The following is a 19,680-nucleotide window of genomic DNA, read 5'->3' as shown; positions in this document are numbered from 1 at the left end:
ATGTGTTATTTGATCTTTCCCAATACCTTGTCCAGATTAACTGTGGCTGTGAGGTAATCGTATACGGCCTGTAAGTAATTCGATTTGGCTTGCGTCAGAGAAAGTTCAGCATCCGACATATCTAACCGGGAGGCAATGCCCTGTTTCCAGCGATCGCGGGTAATGCGATAACCTAGTTCCGCTACCGAAATGGTTTGTTGCTGGGTTTGAATCCGAAGCCGCGCTTCTTCTACGTTGGCTAAACCAATTTTCACCTGGGCTCGTACAATCTCTTTAAGATTAGCCAGTTGCGTGTTGCTTTGCTGACGGGTAATCTGCGTCTGCTGGATGCGAGAATTTGTTCGGAAACCCGTAAAAATCGGGACATTCACCTGTAGCCCTATATAGGAACTAACCGGCCATTTGTAATCTCCCACCTGGAAATTATTGGCCTGCGACTGCGCTTGCGCCAGGCCAATGGCCGATAGTTTCGGCTGCTTTTCAGCGATCTGTTGTACGATTTGTTCCTGGTTAAGTTTTTCCAGCAACTCCAGCCGACGAACTTCGGGTCTTGCCTGCACGGCGTCCAGAAAAACGTCTGTTCCTGGCGAAGCGAATAGGGCTTCATTATAACGTAGAGAATCCTGAAGTTCGATGACCTCCTGCTCGTCTAATCCCATCGTTTGCTTTAAAATCGTTTTGGTGATGCCAATCCGATTTGTCAGTTGAATGAGCATTGGGCGTAGGTTTTCAACAGTAACGAAGGCCCGTAGCGTATCGACGCGTGACACCCGTCCCTGGGCTAACAATGACCTGGAATCTTTTAGCGCCTGCTCATTTCGGACAATGCTTTGCTGTTGCAGTCGGAGTTGCTCCTGCGTAATGAGTACGTCCAGATATGCCTTTTTTACATCCGTGACGACGTTGGCCCGGACAGTCGTCAATGCTTCGCCTGTAGCTGATTCATCGATTTGCGCAGCTCGAATACCCGATCGGACACTAGCCTGAAATAGTGGATGTGATACTGCAATGCCACCCAGCAGTGCATTCGACCCACCTACCCGAAAGGTCGCCAATTGATCATCGCCGAGGCCTACAAAACTGCCGGGTAGGAATGACACCTGTTTGTTGAAGTAATACAGATACTGTGCCGAAGCCGCCACGGTTGGCAAGGCGTAACCCCGCGCTTCCACTACTTTCTGAGACGACTTAGAGGTTTCCAGTGTAGCTACCTGTAAGTCCCGATTTTTATCAAGCGCCAGCCTGACCGCATCGTCCATTGTCAATTGCCGAACTTGAGCCTGGGCTATCTGGCTCAAGATTAGTTGGGCTATTGTTAGGGATAGCGTGGCGATATAATTTATGTGTTTCATGAGATTTTTAATGAAAAAGAATGATTGGGCCGGGTATTGAGCGAGGCTACGTGTGACCCCGATGGGGTCAAATGTTTATAGAGAGACCCTTTGTGCTATAAACATCTGACCCCATCGGGGTCACACCCGCGCTTAGATCAATTCTGCGTGATCAGGTACCAATTCCAGCCCGGTCGGATAGCCAAGCGAGAACGGGAGTTTAAAGAGCTTCTGCGTGATCAATTATTGGCTCTAATGCGCCCACTTCTTCCTCCCTATGCTTCGGTACGCGAGAGAAATAAGAATACACCGCCGGAATGATGTAGAGCGTCAGCAAACCCGCGAACAGAAGTCCGCCAACGATCACGGTTCCCAGCGAATTGCGGCTGTTTTCGGTAAGGGCAATCGGGATAGTTCCGAAAATCATCGCCAGACTGGTCATCAGAATGGGGCGGAACCGGGAAGCTGCGGCTACCTTGGCGGCTTCTAATGGGCTAAGGCCTGCTTCCTTGCTTTGGTTGGCGAATTCGACAATTAGAATACCGTTCTTGGTAATCAGACCGATTAGGGTAATGATGCCGATCTGACTGAAAATGTTGAGCGTCTGATCGAAAATCCATAGGCTGAGCAGTGCGCCCGTCATGGCCATTGGGACGGTGAGCAGGATAATAAACGGATCGATCAGGCTTTCGAATTGAGCGGCCAGAATCAAATAGATCAGAATCAGCGCAAATACAAATGCGTAGAGCAGGCTCGATGAGCTTTCGGCAAAGTCGCGGGATTCGCCTGCCAACGACGTTTTGATTGTTGGCGGTAATACTTTCTGGGCAATCCGGTTCATTTCGGCAACGCCGTCACCAATAGTTTTGCCTGGTACCAGACCCGCCGAAATGGTTGCCGAAATCGCCTGATCGTAGCGGTAGATGGCGGCAGGACTGATGCTTTCCTTGAACGAAACCAGGTTGTCGAGCGAAACGACATCGCCCGTTCGGGTGCGCACGTACATGGACTTGAGGTCGTAAGGCGTATCGCGATCCTGGCGTTGCAGCTGACCGATAACTTCGTATTGGCGGTCGTTGAAAATGAAGTAGCCGTAGCGTTGTCCACTCAAAGCTAATTGCAGAGCTCGGGCAATTTCGGCAACGGATATGCCTAATTCGGCGGCTTTATCTCGATTAATTTGAAGTACCAACTCAGGCTTATTGACCTTTAGATCGGAGTCGGCAAAACGAAGGATCGGGCTTTTCCGGGCCTCATCCATAAACTTCGGTAATACATCTGTGATAGCAGCCAGATTCGTACCCTGCAACACAAACTGGACGGGCTGGGATTGACCAAACCGGCTGCCAATGGTTGGCGGCTGAACCGGGAACACCATAACTCCTCTGAAATTCTGGGCATTTCGGGAATAGGTTGCAAAGACATCGGCCTGGGTGGATGCCCGCTGATCGGCTTTTTTGAGGAAGGTATTTTGGATGGCAACGTTGACCGGAGCGGGTGGCCCAAAGGTGAGTGCCAGAATAGAATACGTCTGAAACAAACCCTGCGTCGAGTCGACCGAGAATTTGGCAATCTCGTTCATGTACTTCTCGGTGTACTCGTACGACGAACCTTCGGGCGCAATCACGGCCAGACTGATCTGAGCGCGATCTTCCAGGGGAGCCAGTTCAGAAGGAAGTTGCTTTCCAATGAAGTAGATCAAACCGAACGTAATAATCAGCGCAGGAAAGGCCACCCAGCGGTAGCGCAGGAACCAGCCCAGCGATTTTTCGTACCCTCGGTTCAACGCCACGAAGTACGGTTCCGTTGTGCGATAGAGCCAGTTCGGTTTGGTGTGCCGTTTGAGCAGATACGCACTCATCATGGGCGAAAGCGTCAGCGCCACAAAGGCCGACACGATTACTGAACCCGCTACGACCACGGCAAACTCCTGGAATAACTTACCGGTAATCCCCGGCAGAAATAAAATCGGCAGGAAAACGGCAGCCAGTGTAATGGTTGTTGAGATAACGGCAAAATAGATTTCCGATGATCCTTTGAACGCAGCCTGCAAAGGCGACATGCCTTCTTCAACTTTCGCATAGATGTTTTCCAGCACCACAATGGCATCATCGACCACCAGTCCAATTGCTAATACTAAGGCTAACAGTGTTAAAATGTTGATAGAGTAGCCCGCCACATACATAATGAAGAAGGCTGATACGATAGAAACCGGAATGGCCACAACCGGAATAATGGTCGAACGCCAGTCGCGCAGGAACAGGAACAGAATCAGGATAACCAGCCCAAAGGCAATGAAGAGTGTTTCTTCTACTTCGGAGATCGAGTCGCGAATTGGTTCGGTGAAGTCTTTCCCAATTGTAAGTTGATAATCAGCCGGAATTTCCTTTCGTAATTCTTTCAGCCGCCGGTAAAATTCATCGGCAATGGCTACGGCGTTGGCTCCCCGTTGGGGTTCAACAAAGACGCCTATTGTTGGCGAATTCCCTTTCAGACTGTTCAGAATGGCGGTTCGTTCGTTCTCCGCACCTAATTCGGCGTAGCCAATGTCCTTGAAACGAATAATGCTGCTTCCTTCCTGTTTGACGATCATGTTATTGAAATCGTCCTCTTTCGTGAGTCGGCCCAGGGTTCGTACGGTCAACTCGTTTCGGTCGCCTTCAATACGACCCGACGGCAAATCCACGTTTTCTTTTCGTAGGGCCTGTTCAATATCTGACGGCGTTAATTGATAGGCCGCCAGTTTTGCCGGGTCGATTCGGAGCCGCATGGCGTACTTTTTCTCACCCGCAATACCCACCCGCTTCACGCCGGGAATAGTCTGCATCCGCTCTTTAATAACTGTTGAGGCAATATTGCTGACCTCCAGAATGCTGCGGGTTTTGCTTTCCACCGCCATGAAAATCACGATGTCGCCACTGTTGGCTTTCTCCACAATGGGCGGATCAACGTCGCCGGGAAGTAAGCGTCGGGCTTTCGTCACTTTATCACGCACATCGTTGGCTGCGGCTTCCAGATCGGCGTCGAGGTTAAACTCAATCGTGACCACACTAGCGGCTTCACGCGATACCGATGAGATCGTTCGAATGCCGTTGGCCTCGCCAATTGCTTCTTCCAGTGGCTTCGTAATCTGATAGGCAATTACGTCCGGGCTGGCTCCCGGATAGGTTGTTGTAACGGTAACGATGGGTGAATCTGTGACGGGATATTCCCGAATTCCCAGATAGGTTAGTCCAACGAAACCAAAAAGTATAATCAATACAGAGAGTACACCGGCCAGCACAGGCCGTTGAATACTAATTCCCGACAAACTCATAATTGGGTAAATGTTAAGTCAATAATGAATGCAATAGATGCCTAATTGACAGTTGAAATGGTGACGGGTACGCCCGTATCGAGCCGAAGTAAGTTGGTGGTCAGGACAGTATCACCAATAGATAGGCCGTCCAGAATTTGAACGGTGCCTTTGGTCCGGCTTCCCGTTTTTACGTCCCGGCGTTCGGCTTTGCCCTGGTTCATTCGGAACAATGAATAGCCTTTGGCTGTAGGAATAAGCGCTTCGGTCGGAATCAAAATACCGTCCTGAGCTACGTGTAATGCAAAGGCGATTTTAGCCGATGAACCCGGTACGAGCTTGCCGGTTGCGTTGTCACTAACGGCTTTTACCAACAAACTCCGCGTGTTTGCCTCCAGCTTGGGTTCGGTCGCGGTAACGTTGCCTACAAATTGCTGGCTGCTATTTTCGGTCGTAAAGCGAATGGCCTGGCCCGCCCGAACATCCGACGCATATTTCTCGGGAATGGTGAAGTTGATTTCCACCCGGCTCAAATCGTCGAACGAACTCAGTACGGTAGCAGGGGTTACGTAAGCACCCACATCAACGCGCTTCAAACCCAGCCGACCCGAGAAAGGTGCCCGAATTTCGGTTTTCGCCAGATCAACGTCGACCATGGCTAATTCGGCCTGTAGTACATTCAGGTTGGTTAAAATCTTGTCGTATTCCTGTTGGTTGACGGCTTCGGTGGCGAGCAGTTCACGGAACCGTTTTTCGTCGAGCTTCGCCAGCTTTTCCTGAAGGGCTATCTTTTGTTTTTTGGCCAGCAGGTCAGCGTCATCTAATTTGAAGAGCAGGGTTCCCTGTCCAACGTAGCTACCTTCACGGACATAGGCCCGAACCAGTTTACGCGCTACTTCACTGACTAAATCGACTTCCTGATTGGCTGCAATAGTACCGTTGGTCTGAAGTTCGTCGGTAATCGTTTCGCGTTTTACGACAAAAACATCGGTAGCTACTTTCGTATCGGCAGGTGGCGCAGCAGCGGACTTGCTGGCAGACGACGCTGGTTTATTAGAGAACAGCTTTGGTGTGATGAAAAAAAGGGCGACGGTAAAGGCTACGATACCGGCGATGAGCGATTTTGTTCGATTATTGAGCGTTTTCATAATGAACGAGGTTGTATTGTTTTAATGTTCTATAACTATCGAACTTTATTGTTTTATGGATGTCGAACAAGGTCGTATGCTAGATGGTTTCATTCGTTTGAAAAAACAGTGAATTTTTTTGAGCTGCCTGATCGTTGTATTGGCAATTACTGTAGCTACGTTGTTTTCTACAGTCTATAGAGAATTGGAAGAAAATGGCTTATGAAACAGTACCAGCACCCCACCGTTGACCAGATTAGCTTAACCTGTGTGTTACATGCGTTGAGTGATCCGGTTCGGTTAAATTATGTACAGTGTCTGGCTAAACTTACGAGTGAGCAGCCCTGTGGGGCCATCCCGACACCCGTAGCCAAATCGACTATGTCACATCATCTGCGTGTGTTGCGCGAGGCTGGAATTATTCATATCCGAACAGAAGGAACCCAAAGTATGACTTCGCTACGTTTGCACGATCTGGAAGAAAAATTTCCCGGCGTTTTAGACTCCGTTCTGAAGGCGGCAAATAATACGACTTCTGTAGAAGAAGCGCAGGATTCTTAAAATTGCCTATAGTTGAATTTTACAAATAAGGCAATGGAAACTATTTCACTCGACGAGTTCTACAAACAAATTACTCCGTCCGAAGAGGGCAGCTTGAGTTCTCTGTTACCTGAGGGAATAAACAAGGAGATCGGCCATTTCAATGTATTTAGTATAGCTGATCTGACTGCCAGAAGCAAGGGCAAGCCGTTCATGCCCTATAACCGAAGAGCCTACTATAAAATAAGTTTGATTCGCGGACGAAACAGGGCTGAGTATGCGGATAAGGTGATCGACATTGAGAAAAATGCGCTCCTGTTCGCAACACCCAAAGTGCCTTATCATTATTTGCCGCAGGATATGGACCAGGCGGGATATTTCTGTGTGTTTACCGATGAATTTTTAGTACAGGCAAAAAGCGGTGTCGTGACCGATGAATTGCCTATTTTTCAGCCCGGCGGCTATCCAATCTTCCAGCTTTCTGACGACGAAACGGAGGAGATCGAATTTATTTTTAAGAAGATACACAAGGAGTTAGGATCGAACTATGCCTATAAATATGACCTAATCCGTAATTATGTGCTTGAACTGATTCACTACGGACAAAAGTTACAGCCTGCCACATCCTTATATCCTACCCATACGGCTTCGGCCCGCGTTTCCTCATTATTTATTGAACTGCTAGAGCGGCAATTCCCGATTGAATCGCCCCACCAAAAGCTCAGCTTGCGTACCGCCAAAGACTACGCAGAACGGTTGGCCATTCACGTTAATCACCTCAATAAAGTCTTAAAGGAAAATACAGGTAAAACCACTACCGATATTATCAGCAGCCGGATTGTGCAGGAGGCTAAAATCCTCTTGAAACAAACCAATTGGAACATTTCTGAAATCGCTTACAGCTTGGGCTTTGAAGAGGTGGCCCATTTCTCCAATTTTTTCCGTAAACAGACGTCGCTTTCACCTCTGGCCTTCCGCGCGTAAAAGCCCTGATTTGAATTTTGCAACTATTGGATTGATGTTTGCAAACGGCCGCTCTGGCAATGGCTCTACCTTTGTTCCATCAAATTTTCAACAGACGATGGAACTGAGCAACAACACAATTCAACAATTCTTTGTGTTCTCGGCGTCTCTGTGGATAAAACAAGCGCAGTTTATTAACTAACACATTGAATATGACAACCAATAGTAAAATTGCCTTGGTCACTGGCGGAAGCCGTGGCCTTGGTAAAAATATGGCGCTTAGCCTTGCCCAAAAAGGTATTGACGTAATTCTGACCTATAACAGTCAACAAGATGAAGCCCTGGCCGTAGTCGCTGAAATTGAAAAAACAGGCCAGAAGGCGGCAGCGTTACAACTTAATACAGGTGATACAAAAAGTTTTGATGCGTTTTTCAGTCAGCTCACCGCCGTTCTGAAAGACACGTTTGCTACCGACCATTTTGATTTTTTAATCAACAACGCAGGTATAGGAATTGGGGCTTCGTTTGCCGAAACAACCGAAGAGCAGTTTGACTTGCTGATGAACATCCATTTCAAAGGCGTATTCTTTTTGACTCAAAAAGCACTGCCGCTTATTAATGATGGTGGCCGAATTATCAACCTGTCTACAGGCCTGGCCCGTTTTACATCACCCGGCTATGCCGCCTACGCATCTATGAAAGGCGGCATTGAAACCTTGACCAAGTATATGGCCAATGAACTTGGTTCGCGCGGAATTGCAGTTAATATCGTAGCGCCGGGTGCCATTGAAACGGATTTTGGCGGTGGTGTTGTTCGAGATAATCCGCACGTAAATCAGCATCTTGCCAGTATAACGGCTTTAGGTCGGGTTGGCCGTCCTGATGATATCGGTGGGGTTGTAGCTTTCTTATGTACGGACGAGGCTAAATGGATAAATGCCCAGCGTATTGAAGTATCTGGGGGTATGAACCTATAGCGCAATCAATAGAAGTGAACAGGCTATCTATTCGACCCAATTGGACTATAGCCAACAAGACAGCACATCTTTCAGTAACAAATCAAAGCCATTAATAGCCAATCCCTATTGATGGCTTTGATTTTTCTGTGTACTATCCGGCCAATTACTCAATTTCTTTAACAATTTTTCTCCAATTCAAGTTGATATATTATGTAAATAGGTCACAAATAAGTTAACACCAATGAGATGATAAACTTATTTTGGTAACTTATAATATAGATATTTGATGGAAAATAAGATTTGTGTTGTTGTCGTTTCTGATCATGTGTGAAAACTTAGTATTCCGGGTTTTCACTATACTTTATTTAGTTACTAGTCTAACCCTATCAAGCCCTTACTTACATGGGCAATCACTACCAGACGTTCCTTCTGATATTAAGTTGGCGGGGGTGCCCATTCATTTGACCCAACAGAGTAAGTCCCTGATTCAGCAGGAAATGCAACTTTTGTATGCGTACCCAACTAATATTCACAACGATATTAGTGCATTACAGCAGTTGACTCCCATCCTGAAACCACTGTTGAACAAGGCCAATCTGCCCGATGATTTTCGCTTTGTACTCTTGCCTTTTGCCGATGTAGATTCACTTGGGTTCTGGGGTTTGTCGCAGGCTCAGGGACGAAATCTTCGTCTTCGTATAGATAGTTATGTTGATGAACGATATCATGTAGGGATAAGTACAGAAGCTGTGCTCAATCATTTGTCTCGCTTGCAGGAAACACAGAAAAATTACGTGTTGACCTTGCTAAACTATCTTCAGGAGAATACATATCTACGCGTTTCTCAATCAATTGATCCAGCGTATGTTTTGCTTGGTCCCAAAAGTCCACCACTAATCTGGAAGATTTTAGCCCGCAAGCTGGTTTTTGAACAGGAGTCGTTAACCTATCGCCCAGGAGTTAACTATATCCTCTATACCTACCCCAATGGTGAGGGCCAAACGCTTCATACAATTGCCCAGCGTTTACAAATCGCCGACGACCGGATAAGGCCTTTCAATAAGTGGCTGAAAACGGCTTATATTCCAACCAATAAGGAGTACTCTGTACTTGTTCAGGTAACACCCACCGAATTTTCGAATGTACAGACATTGGCTAGCTCGGAGCCCAAAAATGAGGGCTTATATCCACTAGCTAGCGCTTTTCCTGTGTTGGTTAAATCAACAGATAAACTGGATAAGCTACGGTCGGCCGCCGTTTTTTACGAGATTAATGACCGCCATGGTGTACAGGCCCAGAATTGTGATAATGCAATTACGTTGGCATTTTACGGGGATATTTCGGTTGATAAATTCCTTAAATTCAATGACCTCAATGCGGAGCATGACGTTATCCGACCTGGCGAAATTTATTATCTCCAACCCAAAGCTAAGCGGGCTAAAATCCCGTTTCACGTTGTACAGAGAAATCAGACTTTATTAGAGATATCAAATAGATATGGTGTTCGGTTAGAATCAATCCTGAAGTACAATCGTATGACAGCTATTCAGAGACTACAACCGGGGCGAATTATGTGGTTGCAATCGAAACGTCCAGACAACCGGCCTGTAGAGTACATCCAATTAGCTCCTGAGGAACCTACCGTAGCCAGAACCGAACCCGTTTTATCTGTTCAGGATTCATTACAGGATCAGCCTGATGAGAGTACTAGTTTACCAAAGTCCGGTATAGATAATGATAGTTTGGTACTAGCAGGGGATAGCCTGCATTCAGCAGTAGTGGAGAATGATACACTTATCCTACGCGATACGGCGCCGGTTGACATTCCACGAGCCATAAAATGGCATACGGTTGTACCTGGTCAGACGTATTATGCGATTTCCCGTTTATATGGGATTACAGTTAACCAGCTCTACAACTGGAATAAACTGTCGGAACGTATTCCACTTCGGGTGGGCCAAAAGCTAATAGTCGGTATGAGCGACAAACAACGTCTAGTTGTTAGCAGGCCAACTTATAAGCGAAAAACAGTTCAGGTTACTCAGCCTACACCACCGAAACGAAATGCGATTTTTTATACAATTCGTGCTGGAGAAACACTCTATCGGATTGCGCTCCAGAACAACGTACTGGTTAAGGATTTGATACGCTGGAATGATCTGAAAAGCTATGTGATTGAAGTTGGCCAGATCTTGCTGATTTGGAAATAAAAAAGCCGGTTGTACGGATACAACCGGCTTTTTTATTTCCAAATCAGCAAGGCTTATAGCAGTCTGCCTACTTAATTAAGCCGTTCAAAAATCCCGGCAACGCCCTGGCCACCGCCCACACAGGCAGACACCATTCCATATTTTTGGTCGCGACGACGCATTTCGTTTAACAATTGTACTGATAACCTGGCACCCGTTGAACCGAGCGCGTGGCCTAAGGCAATGGCTCCACCATTCGGATTAATCTTGCTACGGTCGAGACCTAATTCCTGGATAACTGCCAGCGACTGAGCGGCAAAGGCTTCATTCAATTCTATCAGATCAATATCATCTTGCTTTAAGCCCGATTTTTTGAGCGCAATAGGAATGGCGGCAACAGGACCAATTCCCATAATTTTAGGTTCAACACCGGCTGTAGCGTAAGAAACCATGCGAGCAACGGGCTTCAAATTCAGTTCATTGACTAACCGCTCCGACATAACAACCACAAAAGCGGCTCCGTCTGATGTTTGCGATGAATTACCGGCAGTTACTGAGCCACCAGCCGCAAACACAGGCTTTAGCTTAGCCAGACCTTCGGCGCTGGTATCTTTACGTGGGCCTTCATCTTGCGCGACGGTCCATTCACGAGTTTTCTTTTTGTTACTTTCTGCGTCGAAGTAAGTTTCGTTTACCTTGATGGGTACGATTTCGTCGGTGAACTTTCCTTCTTTCTGAGCGGTTAATGCTTTCTGATGTGATTCCAGGGCAAATTCGTCCTGCGCATCACGACTGATTTTGAACTGTTGAGCAACTTGTTCAGCCGTAAGACCCATGCCGATATAATAGTCTGGGTGAGTTTTGGCGATTTCGTAATTCAGCGCCGTTTTCCAGCCCATTACGGGTACCAGCGACATTGATTCGGTGCCTCCGGCAATGATACAGTCGGCTAGTCCAGCGTGGATTTTGGCCGATGCAATCGCAATTGCTTCCAACCCTGAACCACAATACCGATTTATGGTCATACCCGGTACGCTATTTGGCAAGGAGAGCAACGCAATATACCGGGCAATCTGCATGCCTTGTTCGGCTTCGGGAACTGCATTCCCTACAATTAGATCTTCAACACGAGCCGGATCGAGGTTAGGTACCTGGCTTAATAAATGCTTGATTACTTCAGCCGCCATATCGTCGGGGCGGGTGAAACGGAGACCTCCACGTGGGGCTTTTCCCACTGCAGTACGGTATCCGGCTACAATGTATGCGTCCATAAAAGCAATGTTATTTACTGGTTAAGCAGGAAATTAACAGAATAACCAATTTTTGAACTGAATAATTACCTCCAAAGAAAATTATTATGCAAGCATACTATTTTTCTTTGGAAACTACAATGGTTCAGGGTTGAGTTAGTTGCCTTTTGAAGAAATTCCAGGCTTCGAGGTAGACATTAATGTCGTTCGGATAATCGTGTTTACCTCCAATTACTTTTAATAACGTAACCTCTGGTTTGCCTTTCTCTTTGTAGGTATACCGCTCAATAGTTTTGTTATCATTCGGATCGGTATCGGGTAATAATTCTTTGAGAGGCTGTTTTTTGTAGCCTGCTAAATCTGCCCAATAATGGAATGTGCGCTCGGTTGACCGAACAAGTCCCATACTAATTGTGCCAGTTATAACTTCCCCGCCTTCATAGGGATTTGTCTGATCGGCCGTACCATTTACAATCATGACCGGGACCGCAATTCTTTTTTCGGGGCAATCCAAATTGTTCGTATCTGGAAGATTAGCAATCAGGGCAGTTATCGCCCGAAATTTTTCGGGCATTGTCAATGCGAGTTTATAAGCCATATGCCCACCGCCGGATGTGCCCACTGCAAAAACCTGCTTTGTATTAATTTGGTACTTTGTCGCGAAATAGCTGATCATTTCGCCAAAAAAAGCGTTTTCATTGATGTCCTCTTTATTGGCTACCGAGTTTGCCGTTTTACGACATTCATTCCAATAGCGCTTATAGCCATCTGGGTAAACCAGCAACAGATTTTCATTGTCTGATTTTTCTTCCAGCTTTTCGGCACCTTTTCGGGTTCCTTCTCCATTTCCTCCCGAACCGTGCAAAATGAAAATTAATGATGAATTTGCTTTCGCTGGTTTTATAAAATGAAAGGTTCGATAATGCCCTTCCACTAGAATGGAGTCAGTTAATAATGGCTTTTGTGCCGATGCAATGCTCAGGCCAAGAACACATATAAGCAGTAAGAATCTTACCATAGAATGAATGGGACTATGTTTAACTAAATTATCTCCTTTTGACATAAAGCACCTAATACTTATTCATACTCCACGAACAAAATAAGCCGCTCGATGAGCGGCTTATAACTAGTCAAAGTCAGTCAATAAAATCACATGAATCCTGGTCAGAAATGCCGGTCGCCTGCTTCGCGCTTACCGAGCATAACTGCGCCGACCATAGCAATGATGAAGAGGATTGACGCTAATTCAAATGGCAGAATATAATCGCTATATAGTAATTGCCCCAGATTCTCAACCAATCCTGTTTTAGAGCTGAATGATGCTGGATTAACCGTAGGCACCTGAGCACTTTTAGCCCGGAAAATAGTGATGAGCATAACCATCAACACCCCGCCGACCACCACAGATATCATCTTTGTCAGGTTAGTCTTCGACTCTTCATCCTCTTTCCGAAGATTCAGGAACATGATGGTGAACAGAAACAAGACCATAATAGCTCCAGCATAAACGATAATATTGACCGCAGCCAAGAACTGAGCGTTCAATAATATGTAATGACCAGACAAGCAGAAGAACGTAGCAATGAGGGCTAGAACGCTATAAATAGGGTTTCTTGCGGTTACAACACCAATGGCACTGAACAGGGTGATGACTGTCAGGAGTAGGAATAGGTAGCCGGTGGGCGTTAGCGTTTTAAAAAAATTAAGTGTCTCAGTCATAAAAATGTTGTCATTTTTTGTCATTAGATCGTCATTAATTGTCATTAGCATTACTGCTTTGAGACTACTTAATGACAATAAATGACAGTTTTTAGGTCGCGGCTCGTGTTAGGCTAGGTTCGGTTGGCGTCGTCTTTACTTCGGAATTATTAGCCCGGATATACCGGTCGTCCATCTTCTCAACCAGTTTATCTTTGCCATAAATAACCTCGTCACGTTCCTGAAAAACGGGGACCATTTGGTCGTGGCGTAAATAAACAGCCTGTTTGGGACAAGCTTCTTCGCACAATCCGCAGAAGATGCAGCGAAGCATATTGATCTCATACACAGCTGCATATTTCTCTTCTCGATATAAGCTTTCTTCGCCTTTTTTGCGCTCGGCCGCTACCATTGAAATCGCTTCGGCCGGACAGGCAACCGCACACAAGCCACAAGCTGTGCAACGTTCGCGACCTTGCTCATCTCGTTTCAAAATATGATGCCCCCGATAGATAGGGCCAAGATATTTTTTTACTTCTGGGTATTGAATAGTCGGCTTCTTCCGGAAAAAGTGGCGAATAGTGATGGCTAACCCGCCAATAACCGCAGGTAAGTACATCTTCTCCGCCAGGGTCATTTCCTTGTTACTGACCTGTTTAGAGCGATTTGTTAGTTGCATAAACGTAGTGGTTAGTAGAGAATGATCAGCCATTAATCAACCATTATTACTGAACACTCCCTACTCAATAGTTATGACTGCTGAGGAATAATATCTCGTTTTGGTGCACGAGCCGTTGAGGTTACAGCCAATACAATCATCACAATGGCAATTAGCCAGGTTGCATATTTGAAATTGTACAGTAAGCCTGCGCCGGTTAGTACAACATTAAGGATCGCCAGCGGGATAAATGTTTTCCAGCCCAAATTCATAAGTTGGTCGTACCGGAAACGAGGAAGCGTCCAGCGAACCCACATGTAAAAGAAAATGAAAAAGAAGATCTTACCGAAATAAACAATAACACCAAGGGCAGTTGCCACATTATGTCCTGTTATGGTGCCTAGCGATTTTTCAAGCGCCTGCCCCACTTCATTCATGAATGGGTAGTGGAAACCGCCAAAATATAGCGCCGAAATAAACGCCGAGGAAACAAACATATTGATGTATTCGGCGAATAAATAGAAGCCCAGTTTCATTGAACTGTATTCGGTATGATAACCACCAACGAGTTCCGTTTCGCACTCAGGCAAATCGAAGGGGGTACGGTTACATTCGGCAAAGGAGCAGGTCAGGAAAATAATAAAGCCTAAGGGCTGGGTGAAAATATTCCACTCAAAAAATGTAGCCTGCTCATCAATTATCGCCTTTAGCGACAAGGAGCCGCTCATCATCAAAATGGCAATAAGCGATAGGCCCAGCGCAATTTCATAGCTGATATTTTGCGAAGCAGCCCGAATAGCACCTAACAACGAGAATTTGTTATTTGATGCCCAACCACCCACCATAACGCCGTAGACGCCCAACGAAACGACGCCGAAGATATACAGCACACCAATGTTAATTTCAATAGCCTGTACCGGAATGGCATAGTTGCCAAATTTGATGGTGTCGCCAAACGGAATGACTGCACTCGACATCAAAGCCGTTAGCATGGCTAAGCAGGGACCAAGAATAAACAGCCACTTGCTGGCCTGAGCTGGAATAAAGTCTTCTTTGAAAAACATTTTTCCCGCGTCGGCAAGGGGTTGTAAAAGCCCAAACGGACCCGCTCGGTTTGGGCCGATACGATCCTGTAAAAAGGCTGCCACCTTGCGCTCAGCATACGTAGAGTACGCAGCAATGCCGAGCGTTATCGCGAAAATCGCAAGGATAATGATTCCTTTAACGAGTAATATGGTTAAGTCCATTTTTAAAAAGTTTTCGATGTACAGTTTTCGGTATTTAGTTGGCTAACGCAAGATTGCTATTGATGCGTTAGCCAATCAAATACCGAAAACTGTAAACCATATACCTGATTAATTTCTCAAGGTTCTGGGTCCAAAGCTGATGGCAATACCTTCGCAAAACGTTCTGGGGCTAATTGTTTAATACCCAATTGCGACGTATCCCGCTCATCATGAATAGACTTATATTCGGCAGCGGCTAAACGTTGGCCAAAGCTTGGTTTTATGGTATCAGCCCGATATTTGTTAGCCGAAATAACCGAACTCCGAGAAATCTTCGTTGGCCCCTCGATAGTCCAATCACTAGTTTTCTTCATGTCGAATCGGCAAGTATTGCAGATAAACTCCAGTACTTCACCCCACTCATTCTTACGGGCCGTTACCCGAATTACATCTTCGCCCCGGTACCAAAGTGTAACTTTCCCCGAGCAGGTTGGGCAATCACGATGTGCATCAACTGGTTTAGAAAACCATACCCGGTTTTTGAAGCGATAGGTTTTGTCCGTCAATGCACCAACCGGGCATACGTCAATGACATTGCCCGAAAAATCGTTATCAATCGCTTTTTCGATGTAGGTACCAATTTCAGAGGCATCTCCACGGCCTAATACACCATGAACACGTTTGTTGGTAATTTGATCGGCGGTATACACACAACGATAGCATAGAATGCACCGTGTCATGTGCAACTGGATATAGGGGCCAATGTCTTTCTTCTCGAACGTCCGCCGGTCTTCTTCGTACCGAGTGGTTGATTTGCCGTGATCGAAGGCAAAATTTTGGAGATCGCATTCACCAGCCTGGTCGCAAACGGGGCAATCGAGCGGGTGATTGAGCAACAAGAACTCAACTACACCATTTCGGGCGTCAATAACCTGTGGGCTGGTTTCGTTTTCGACAATCATACCATCCTGCACAGCTGTCAGACAGGAAGCCACCAGTTTGGGCATCGGGCGAGGATCTTTAGCTGACCCCGCTGCAACACGCACCAAACAAGCCCGGCATTTACCGCCACTACCTTTTAGTGGCTGATAGTAACACATAGCCGGAGGGGCAACTGCTGGTCCAATTTTACGAGCGGCCTGCAAAATGGTTGTACCCGGCTCGACTTCAACTTCAATTCCGTCAATCGTGACTTTAAGTAATTGCGGCTTTACGTCTTCCATATATCGTAGTGCGGCTGGAAAGCCACAGGTCAATTAAGTATTGCACGGCTTTCCGGCCGCGTTACATTATACCAATGCCATTTCTCCCCGATAGACCGCACCCGGTTGAGTTGCTTCGGACGGGTGGTCGATGTGCCATTGGAACTCATCCCGGAAGTGCCGAATTGCACTGGCAACGGGCCAGGCCGCTGCGTCGCCGAGCGGGCAAATTGTATTTCCTTCGATCTTTTTGGCTACGTCAACTAGCAGATCAATATCCTGCTGATGGCCGTGACCGTATTCAATACGATGCAGAACTTTCTCCATCCAGCCCGTTCCTTCACGGCAGGGACTACATTGTCCACAGGATTCGTGATGGTAGAAGCGTGAGAAGTTCCAGGTGTTCCGAACAATGCAGGATGTTTCATCGAAAAGTATAAAACCACCCGAGCCAAGCATAGTGCCTGTTGCGAAACCACCATCCGAAAGTGATTCGTAAGACATCAAACGCTTTTCGCCATTAGCCAGTGTCAACGCTAAGTTAGCTGGTAAAATGGGCACTGATGATCCTCCCGCTACCAGTGCCTTGAACTTATGGCCCGGACGAATACCTCCGCACCACTCATCGGCATAAATAAAGTCTTCAACTGGAACGCCGAGTTCAATTTCATATACACCGGGTTTATTGATGTGGCCTGAAGCTGAAATTAACTTCGTACCCGTGCTACGCCCGATACCGATACCGGCGTAAGCCTCTCCGCCATTGTTCACGATCCAGGCCGTTGTGGCGATGGATTCTACGTTATTAACAACTGTTGGACTTTGATATAAGCCTTTTACGGCTGGGAACGGCGGTTTGTTCCGTGGATTGCCGCGTTTACCTTCTAATGATTCGAGCAGAGCGGTTTCTTCGCCACAGATATAAGCTCCTCCACCTGGTTGTACGACTAGTTCAAGGTCGTAACCAGAGCCCAGAATATTCTTACCCAGAAATCCTTTTGCTTTTGCTTCAGCAATGGCTTTTTCAAGGATATGAATCACATACATCAACTCACCCCGCACATAGATGAACGACTTGTTGGCACCTAATGCGAACGATGAAATAATCATTCCCTCAATAAGTAAGTGGGGAATGTTCTTCATCAGATAGTGGTCCTTAAATGTACCGGGTTCCGATTCATCAGCATTACAGACCAGGTAACGGGGAACACCCTCTGGCTTAGCCAGAAAGCTCCACTTCATACCCATCGGGAAGCCCGCGCCACCCCGGCCGCGCACCCCCGCTTTTTTTACTTCTTCGACAATAGACTCGGGAGTCATTGTCTTTATTGCCTTCTCAACAGCGGTATAGCCGCCTTGCTTCCGGTATACATCGAAGGTTTCAATGCCGGGAACGTTGATATGTTCAGTTAAAATTTTGGTAGCCATGGGGGAGGTTATTTCGACAGTTCGTCAATGATTTCGTCCACGCGCTCGTTGGTGAGGTGCATGTAATATTTCTCCCGAATCTGAAACACGGGCCCCATACCACAAGCCGCCAGACACTCTACTTCTTTAAGAGTGAATTGCCCATCAACCGTGGTTTGACCGGTATCAATGCCAAGCCGTTGTTTTAAATGAGCATACACTTCTTCGCCCCCCATTAAGCAGCAAGGGCCCGTTCGGCAATATTCAATAACATGCTTGCCAACCGGATTGAGGTGATACATAGTGTAGAACGACGCCACTTCGTAAACCTCAATGGGTTGAATATCAAGCATTCTTGCTACATAATCCATACCTTCGGGACTGGTCCAGCCTTCCTGCTCCTGCAATACATGCAAGAGGGGTAATAGGGCTGATTTCTGTTTTCCTTCGGGATAGCGGGCAATAATTTCCTTTGCTTTTGCTAATCGTTCGGGCGTGAATTGTACGGCGGAGTTATTGTCTGTTATCATACGTTTCGGCAGGATTTACGCATCCAGTTCGCCAGCAATTACGTTCATGCTACTCATAATCACAATGGCATCTGACAAGGTCAGGCCTTTGCACATTTCAGGATAGGCCTGGTAATAAATGAAACATGGACGGCGGAAGTGCAACCGATAAGGAGCACGGCCACCATCACTAATCAGGTAGAACCCTAACTCACCATTACCACCTTCAACAGCATGATAGACTTCGCCGACGGGAGCGTCTATTTCACCCATTACAATCTTGAAGTGATAGATAAGGGCTTCCATGTTTTTATAGACTTCCTGTTTAGGAGGCAGATAGTACTGGGGGGCGTCGGCGTAGTAGGGTCCTTGCGGCAGATTATCCATTGCCTGCTTGATGATGCGCAAACTCTGCCACATTTCCTCGTTCCGAACCATGAAGCGGTCGTAAGTATCGCCACTTTGACCAACCGGAATGTCGAATTCAAAATCCTGGTACGAGGAGTACGGGTTCATAACGCGTACATCATAATCCACGCCAGCCGCCCGGAGGTTAGGGCCCGTAAATCCGTAACTCAAAGCACGTTCTGCCGAAATGCCACCCACCCCAATAACACGGTCCATGAAAATCCGGTTACGGTTGAAGAGGTTTTCGAACTCAGCCAGTACTTTGGGGAAACGAACCAGCAATTCATTGATTTTGCGAATGGCAGTAGGGGAGAGATCACGCTCCATGCCACCAATACGACCCATATTTGTGGTTAGTCGAGCACCACAAACTTCTTCGTAGATTTCATAGATGTTCTCCCGTTCCTGATAGATGTAGAGGAAGCCGGTAAAAGCACCGGTATCAACACCCAGAATACCGTTACAAATGAGGTGATCGGCCAAACGAGCCAACTCCATCATAATTACTCGGATATACTGGGCTCGTTTTGGAATATCGATACCCAGCAATTTCTCGACGGTCATGTGCCAGCCCATGTTATTAATGGGTGACGAACAATAGTTCATCCGGTCGGTAAGCGTCGTGATCTGGTAGAATGGTCGTCGCTCGGCAATCTTCTCAAATGCCCGGTGGATATACCCAATTGTTTGCTCGCCCGACACGATTTTCTCCCCATCCATTTGCAGGATGTTCTGGAAAATCCCGTGTGTAGCGGGGTGAGTGGGGCCGAGGTTAAGCGTTGTTAGCTCATTAACATACTGAACCGGGCCTTGCTCGGCAGGCAGATTTTTATTCGCTATGTCTAGTTCTTCAGAAACCATAATATAAAGAGCGAAAGAGCGAATGAGTGAAAGAGTGGCTGGCAAATGGATTTCCGT

General features: G+C 46.7%; 16 protein-coding genes. 4 read left to right on the top strand and 12 right to left on the bottom strand.

Annotated features, from left to right (window positions below; translation table 11 throughout):
• Positions 1 to 5: 5 nt before the first annotated feature.
• The 3 genes from ACYVGO_RS08700 to ACYVGO_RS08690 all read right to left on the bottom strand — a co-directional run bounded on the left by ACYVGO_RS08700 (position 6) and on the right by ACYVGO_RS08690 (position 5,774).
• Positions 6 to 1,352: a TolC family protein gene (locus ACYVGO_RS08700; protein ID WP_460968928.1), complete on the bottom strand. Its 1,347-nt coding sequence runs from the start codon at positions 1,350 to 1,352 to the stop codon at positions 6 to 8.
• A 199-nt stretch (positions 1,353 to 1,551) separates the two neighbouring features.
• Entirely contained in the window at positions 1,552 to 4,647 is a 3,096-nt protein-coding gene (locus tag ACYVGO_RS08695; protein ID WP_460968927.1) for an efflux RND transporter permease subunit, read from the bottom strand.
• 41 nt (positions 4,648 to 4,688) lie between these two features.
• Entirely contained in the window at positions 4,689 to 5,774 is a 1,086-nt protein-coding gene (locus ACYVGO_RS08690) for an efflux RND transporter periplasmic adaptor subunit (protein ID WP_460968926.1), read from the bottom strand.
• 201 nt (positions 5,775 to 5,975) lie between these two features.
• Here ACYVGO_RS08690 and ACYVGO_RS08685 point away from each other — a divergent pair, with 201 nt between their 5' ends.
• The 4 genes from ACYVGO_RS08685 (at position 5,976) to ACYVGO_RS08670 (ending at position 10,425) form a co-directional block, all read left to right on the top strand.
• Positions 5,976 to 6,314: an ArsR/SmtB family transcription factor gene (locus ACYVGO_RS08685; protein WP_460968925.1), complete on the top strand. Its 339-nt coding sequence runs from the start codon at positions 5,976 to 5,978 to the stop codon at positions 6,312 to 6,314.
• 33 nt (positions 6,315 to 6,347) lie between these two features.
• Positions 6,348 to 7,277: a helix-turn-helix domain-containing protein gene (locus ACYVGO_RS08680; protein ID WP_460968924.1), complete on the top strand. Its 930-nt coding sequence runs from the start codon at positions 6,348 to 6,350 to the stop codon at positions 7,275 to 7,277.
• A gap of 191 nt (positions 7,278 to 7,468) precedes the next feature.
• Complete coding sequence (locus ACYVGO_RS08675) at positions 7,469 to 8,233, top strand: SDR family NAD(P)-dependent oxidoreductase (protein ID WP_460968923.1); 765 nt, start codon at positions 7,469 to 7,471, stop codon at positions 8,231 to 8,233.
• A gap of 431 nt (positions 8,234 to 8,664) precedes the next feature.
• Complete coding sequence (locus tag ACYVGO_RS08670; protein ID WP_460968922.1) at positions 8,665 to 10,425, top strand: LysM peptidoglycan-binding domain-containing protein; 1,761 nt, start codon at positions 8,665 to 8,667, stop codon at positions 10,423 to 10,425.
• Positions 10,426 to 10,496: 71 nt separating this feature from the next.
• Here the strand turns inward: ACYVGO_RS08670 and ACYVGO_RS08665 are convergent, their stop codons facing one another.
• From ACYVGO_RS08665 to nuoD, 9 genes are all read right to left on the bottom strand, one after another.
• Entirely contained in the window at positions 10,497 to 11,675 is a 1,179-nt protein-coding gene (locus tag ACYVGO_RS08665) for an acetyl-CoA C-acyltransferase (protein ID WP_460968921.1), read from the bottom strand.
• A 124-nt stretch (positions 11,676 to 11,799) separates the two neighbouring features.
• On the bottom strand, positions 11,800 to 12,672 hold the full coding sequence (locus ACYVGO_RS08660) for a CE1 family esterase (RefSeq protein ID WP_460968920.1): 873 nt from the start codon (positions 12,670 to 12,672) through the stop codon (positions 11,800 to 11,802).
• Between the two features lie 146 nt (positions 12,673 to 12,818).
• Positions 12,819 to 13,373 carry an NADH-quinone oxidoreductase subunit J family protein gene (locus ACYVGO_RS08655; protein WP_460968919.1) on the bottom strand — a complete coding sequence of 185 codons (555 nt, stop codon included), beginning with the start codon at positions 13,371 to 13,373 and terminating at the stop codon, positions 12,819 to 12,821.
• A 91-nt stretch (positions 13,374 to 13,464) separates the two neighbouring features.
• Positions 13,465 to 14,031: a NuoI/complex I 23 kDa subunit family protein gene (locus ACYVGO_RS08650; RefSeq protein ID WP_142776303.1), complete on the bottom strand. Its 567-nt coding sequence runs from the start codon at positions 14,029 to 14,031 to the stop codon at positions 13,465 to 13,467.
• 71 nt (positions 14,032 to 14,102) lie between these two features.
• Positions 14,103 to 15,257 carry an NADH-quinone oxidoreductase subunit NuoH gene (gene nuoH, locus ACYVGO_RS08645; RefSeq protein ID WP_142776302.1) on the bottom strand — a complete coding sequence of 385 codons (1,155 nt, stop codon included), beginning with the start codon at positions 15,255 to 15,257 and terminating at the stop codon, positions 14,103 to 14,105.
• 116 nt (positions 15,258 to 15,373) lie between these two features.
• Positions 15,374 to 16,459: an NADH-quinone oxidoreductase subunit G gene (locus tag ACYVGO_RS08640; protein ID WP_460968918.1), complete on the bottom strand. Its 1,086-nt coding sequence runs from the start codon at positions 16,457 to 16,459 to the stop codon at positions 15,374 to 15,376.
• Between the two features lie 66 nt (positions 16,460 to 16,525).
• Positions 16,526 to 17,866 (bottom strand): NADH-quinone oxidoreductase subunit NuoF, encoded by a 1,341-nt coding sequence (gene nuoF / locus ACYVGO_RS08635; RefSeq protein ID WP_142776300.1) that lies wholly within the window; start codon positions 17,864 to 17,866, stop codon positions 16,526 to 16,528.
• Positions 17,867 to 17,874: 8 nt separating this feature from the next.
• On the bottom strand, positions 17,875 to 18,375 hold the full coding sequence (locus ACYVGO_RS08630) for an NADH-quinone oxidoreductase subunit NuoE family protein (protein WP_142776299.1): 501 nt from the start codon (positions 18,373 to 18,375) through the stop codon (positions 17,875 to 17,877).
• Between the two features lie 15 nt (positions 18,376 to 18,390).
• Entirely contained in the window at positions 18,391 to 19,623 is a 1,233-nt protein-coding gene (gene nuoD / locus ACYVGO_RS08625; RefSeq protein ID WP_142776298.1) for an NADH dehydrogenase (quinone) subunit D, read from the bottom strand.
• Between the last annotated feature and the right edge of the window lie 57 nt (positions 19,624 to 19,680).

The sequence above is a fragment of the Spirosoma migulaei genome (assembly GCF_054776855.1).
Note: the sequence above shows the minus strand (reverse complement) of the source record. Positions and strands in the feature narration are given on the sequence as shown.

What these genes read in the sequence shown, in the direction of transcription:
- nuoH (WP_142776302.1), bottom strand. Translation starts at nt 15,257, where the DNA reads ATGGACTTAACCATATTACTCGTTAAAGGAATCATTATCCTTGCGATT.
- ACYVGO_RS08690 (WP_460968926.1), bottom strand. Translation starts at nt 5,774, where the DNA reads ATGAAAACGCTCAATAATCGAACAAAATCGCTCATCGCCGGTATCGTA.
- ACYVGO_RS08665 (WP_460968921.1), bottom strand. Translation starts at nt 11,675, where the DNA reads ATGGACGCATACATTGTAGCCGGATACCGTACTGCAGTGGGAAAAGCC.
- ACYVGO_RS08700 (WP_460968928.1), bottom strand. Translation starts at nt 1,352, where the DNA reads ATGAAACACATAAATTATATCGCCACGCTATCCCTAACAATAGCCCAA.
- ACYVGO_RS08680 (WP_460968924.1), top strand. Translation starts at nt 6,348, where the DNA reads ATGGAAACTATTTCACTCGACGAGTTCTACAAACAAATTACTCCGTCC.
- ACYVGO_RS08695 (WP_460968927.1), bottom strand. Translation starts at nt 4,647, where the DNA reads ATGAGTTTGTCGGGAATTAGTATTCAACGGCCTGTGCTGGCCGGTGTA.
- ACYVGO_RS08650 (WP_142776303.1), bottom strand. Translation starts at nt 14,031, where the DNA reads ATGCAACTAACAAATCGCTCTAAACAGGTCAGTAACAAGGAAATGACC.
- ACYVGO_RS08675 (WP_460968923.1), top strand. Translation starts at nt 7,469, where the DNA reads ATGACAACCAATAGTAAAATTGCCTTGGTCACTGGCGGAAGCCGTGGC.
- ACYVGO_RS08630 (WP_142776299.1), bottom strand. Translation starts at nt 18,375, where the DNA reads ATGATAACAGACAATAACTCCGCCGTACAATTCACGCCCGAACGATTA.
- nuoD (WP_142776298.1), bottom strand. Translation starts at nt 19,623, where the DNA reads ATGGTTTCTGAAGAACTAGACATAGCGAATAAAAATCTGCCTGCCGAG.
- ACYVGO_RS08685 (WP_460968925.1), top strand. Translation starts at nt 5,976, where the DNA reads ATGAAACAGTACCAGCACCCCACCGTTGACCAGATTAGCTTAACCTGT.
- ACYVGO_RS08655 (WP_460968919.1), bottom strand. Translation starts at nt 13,373, where the DNA reads ATGACTGAGACACTTAATTTTTTTAAAACGCTAACGCCCACCGGCTAC.
- ACYVGO_RS08660 (WP_460968920.1), bottom strand. Translation starts at nt 12,672, where the DNA reads ATGGTAAGATTCTTACTGCTTATATGTGTTCTTGGCCTGAGCATTGCA.
- nuoF (WP_142776300.1), bottom strand. Translation starts at nt 17,866, where the DNA reads ATGGCTACCAAAATTTTAACTGAACATATCAACGTTCCCGGCATTGAA.
- ACYVGO_RS08640 (WP_460968918.1), bottom strand. Translation starts at nt 16,459, where the DNA reads ATGGAAGACGTAAAGCCGCAATTACTTAAAGTCACGATTGACGGAATT.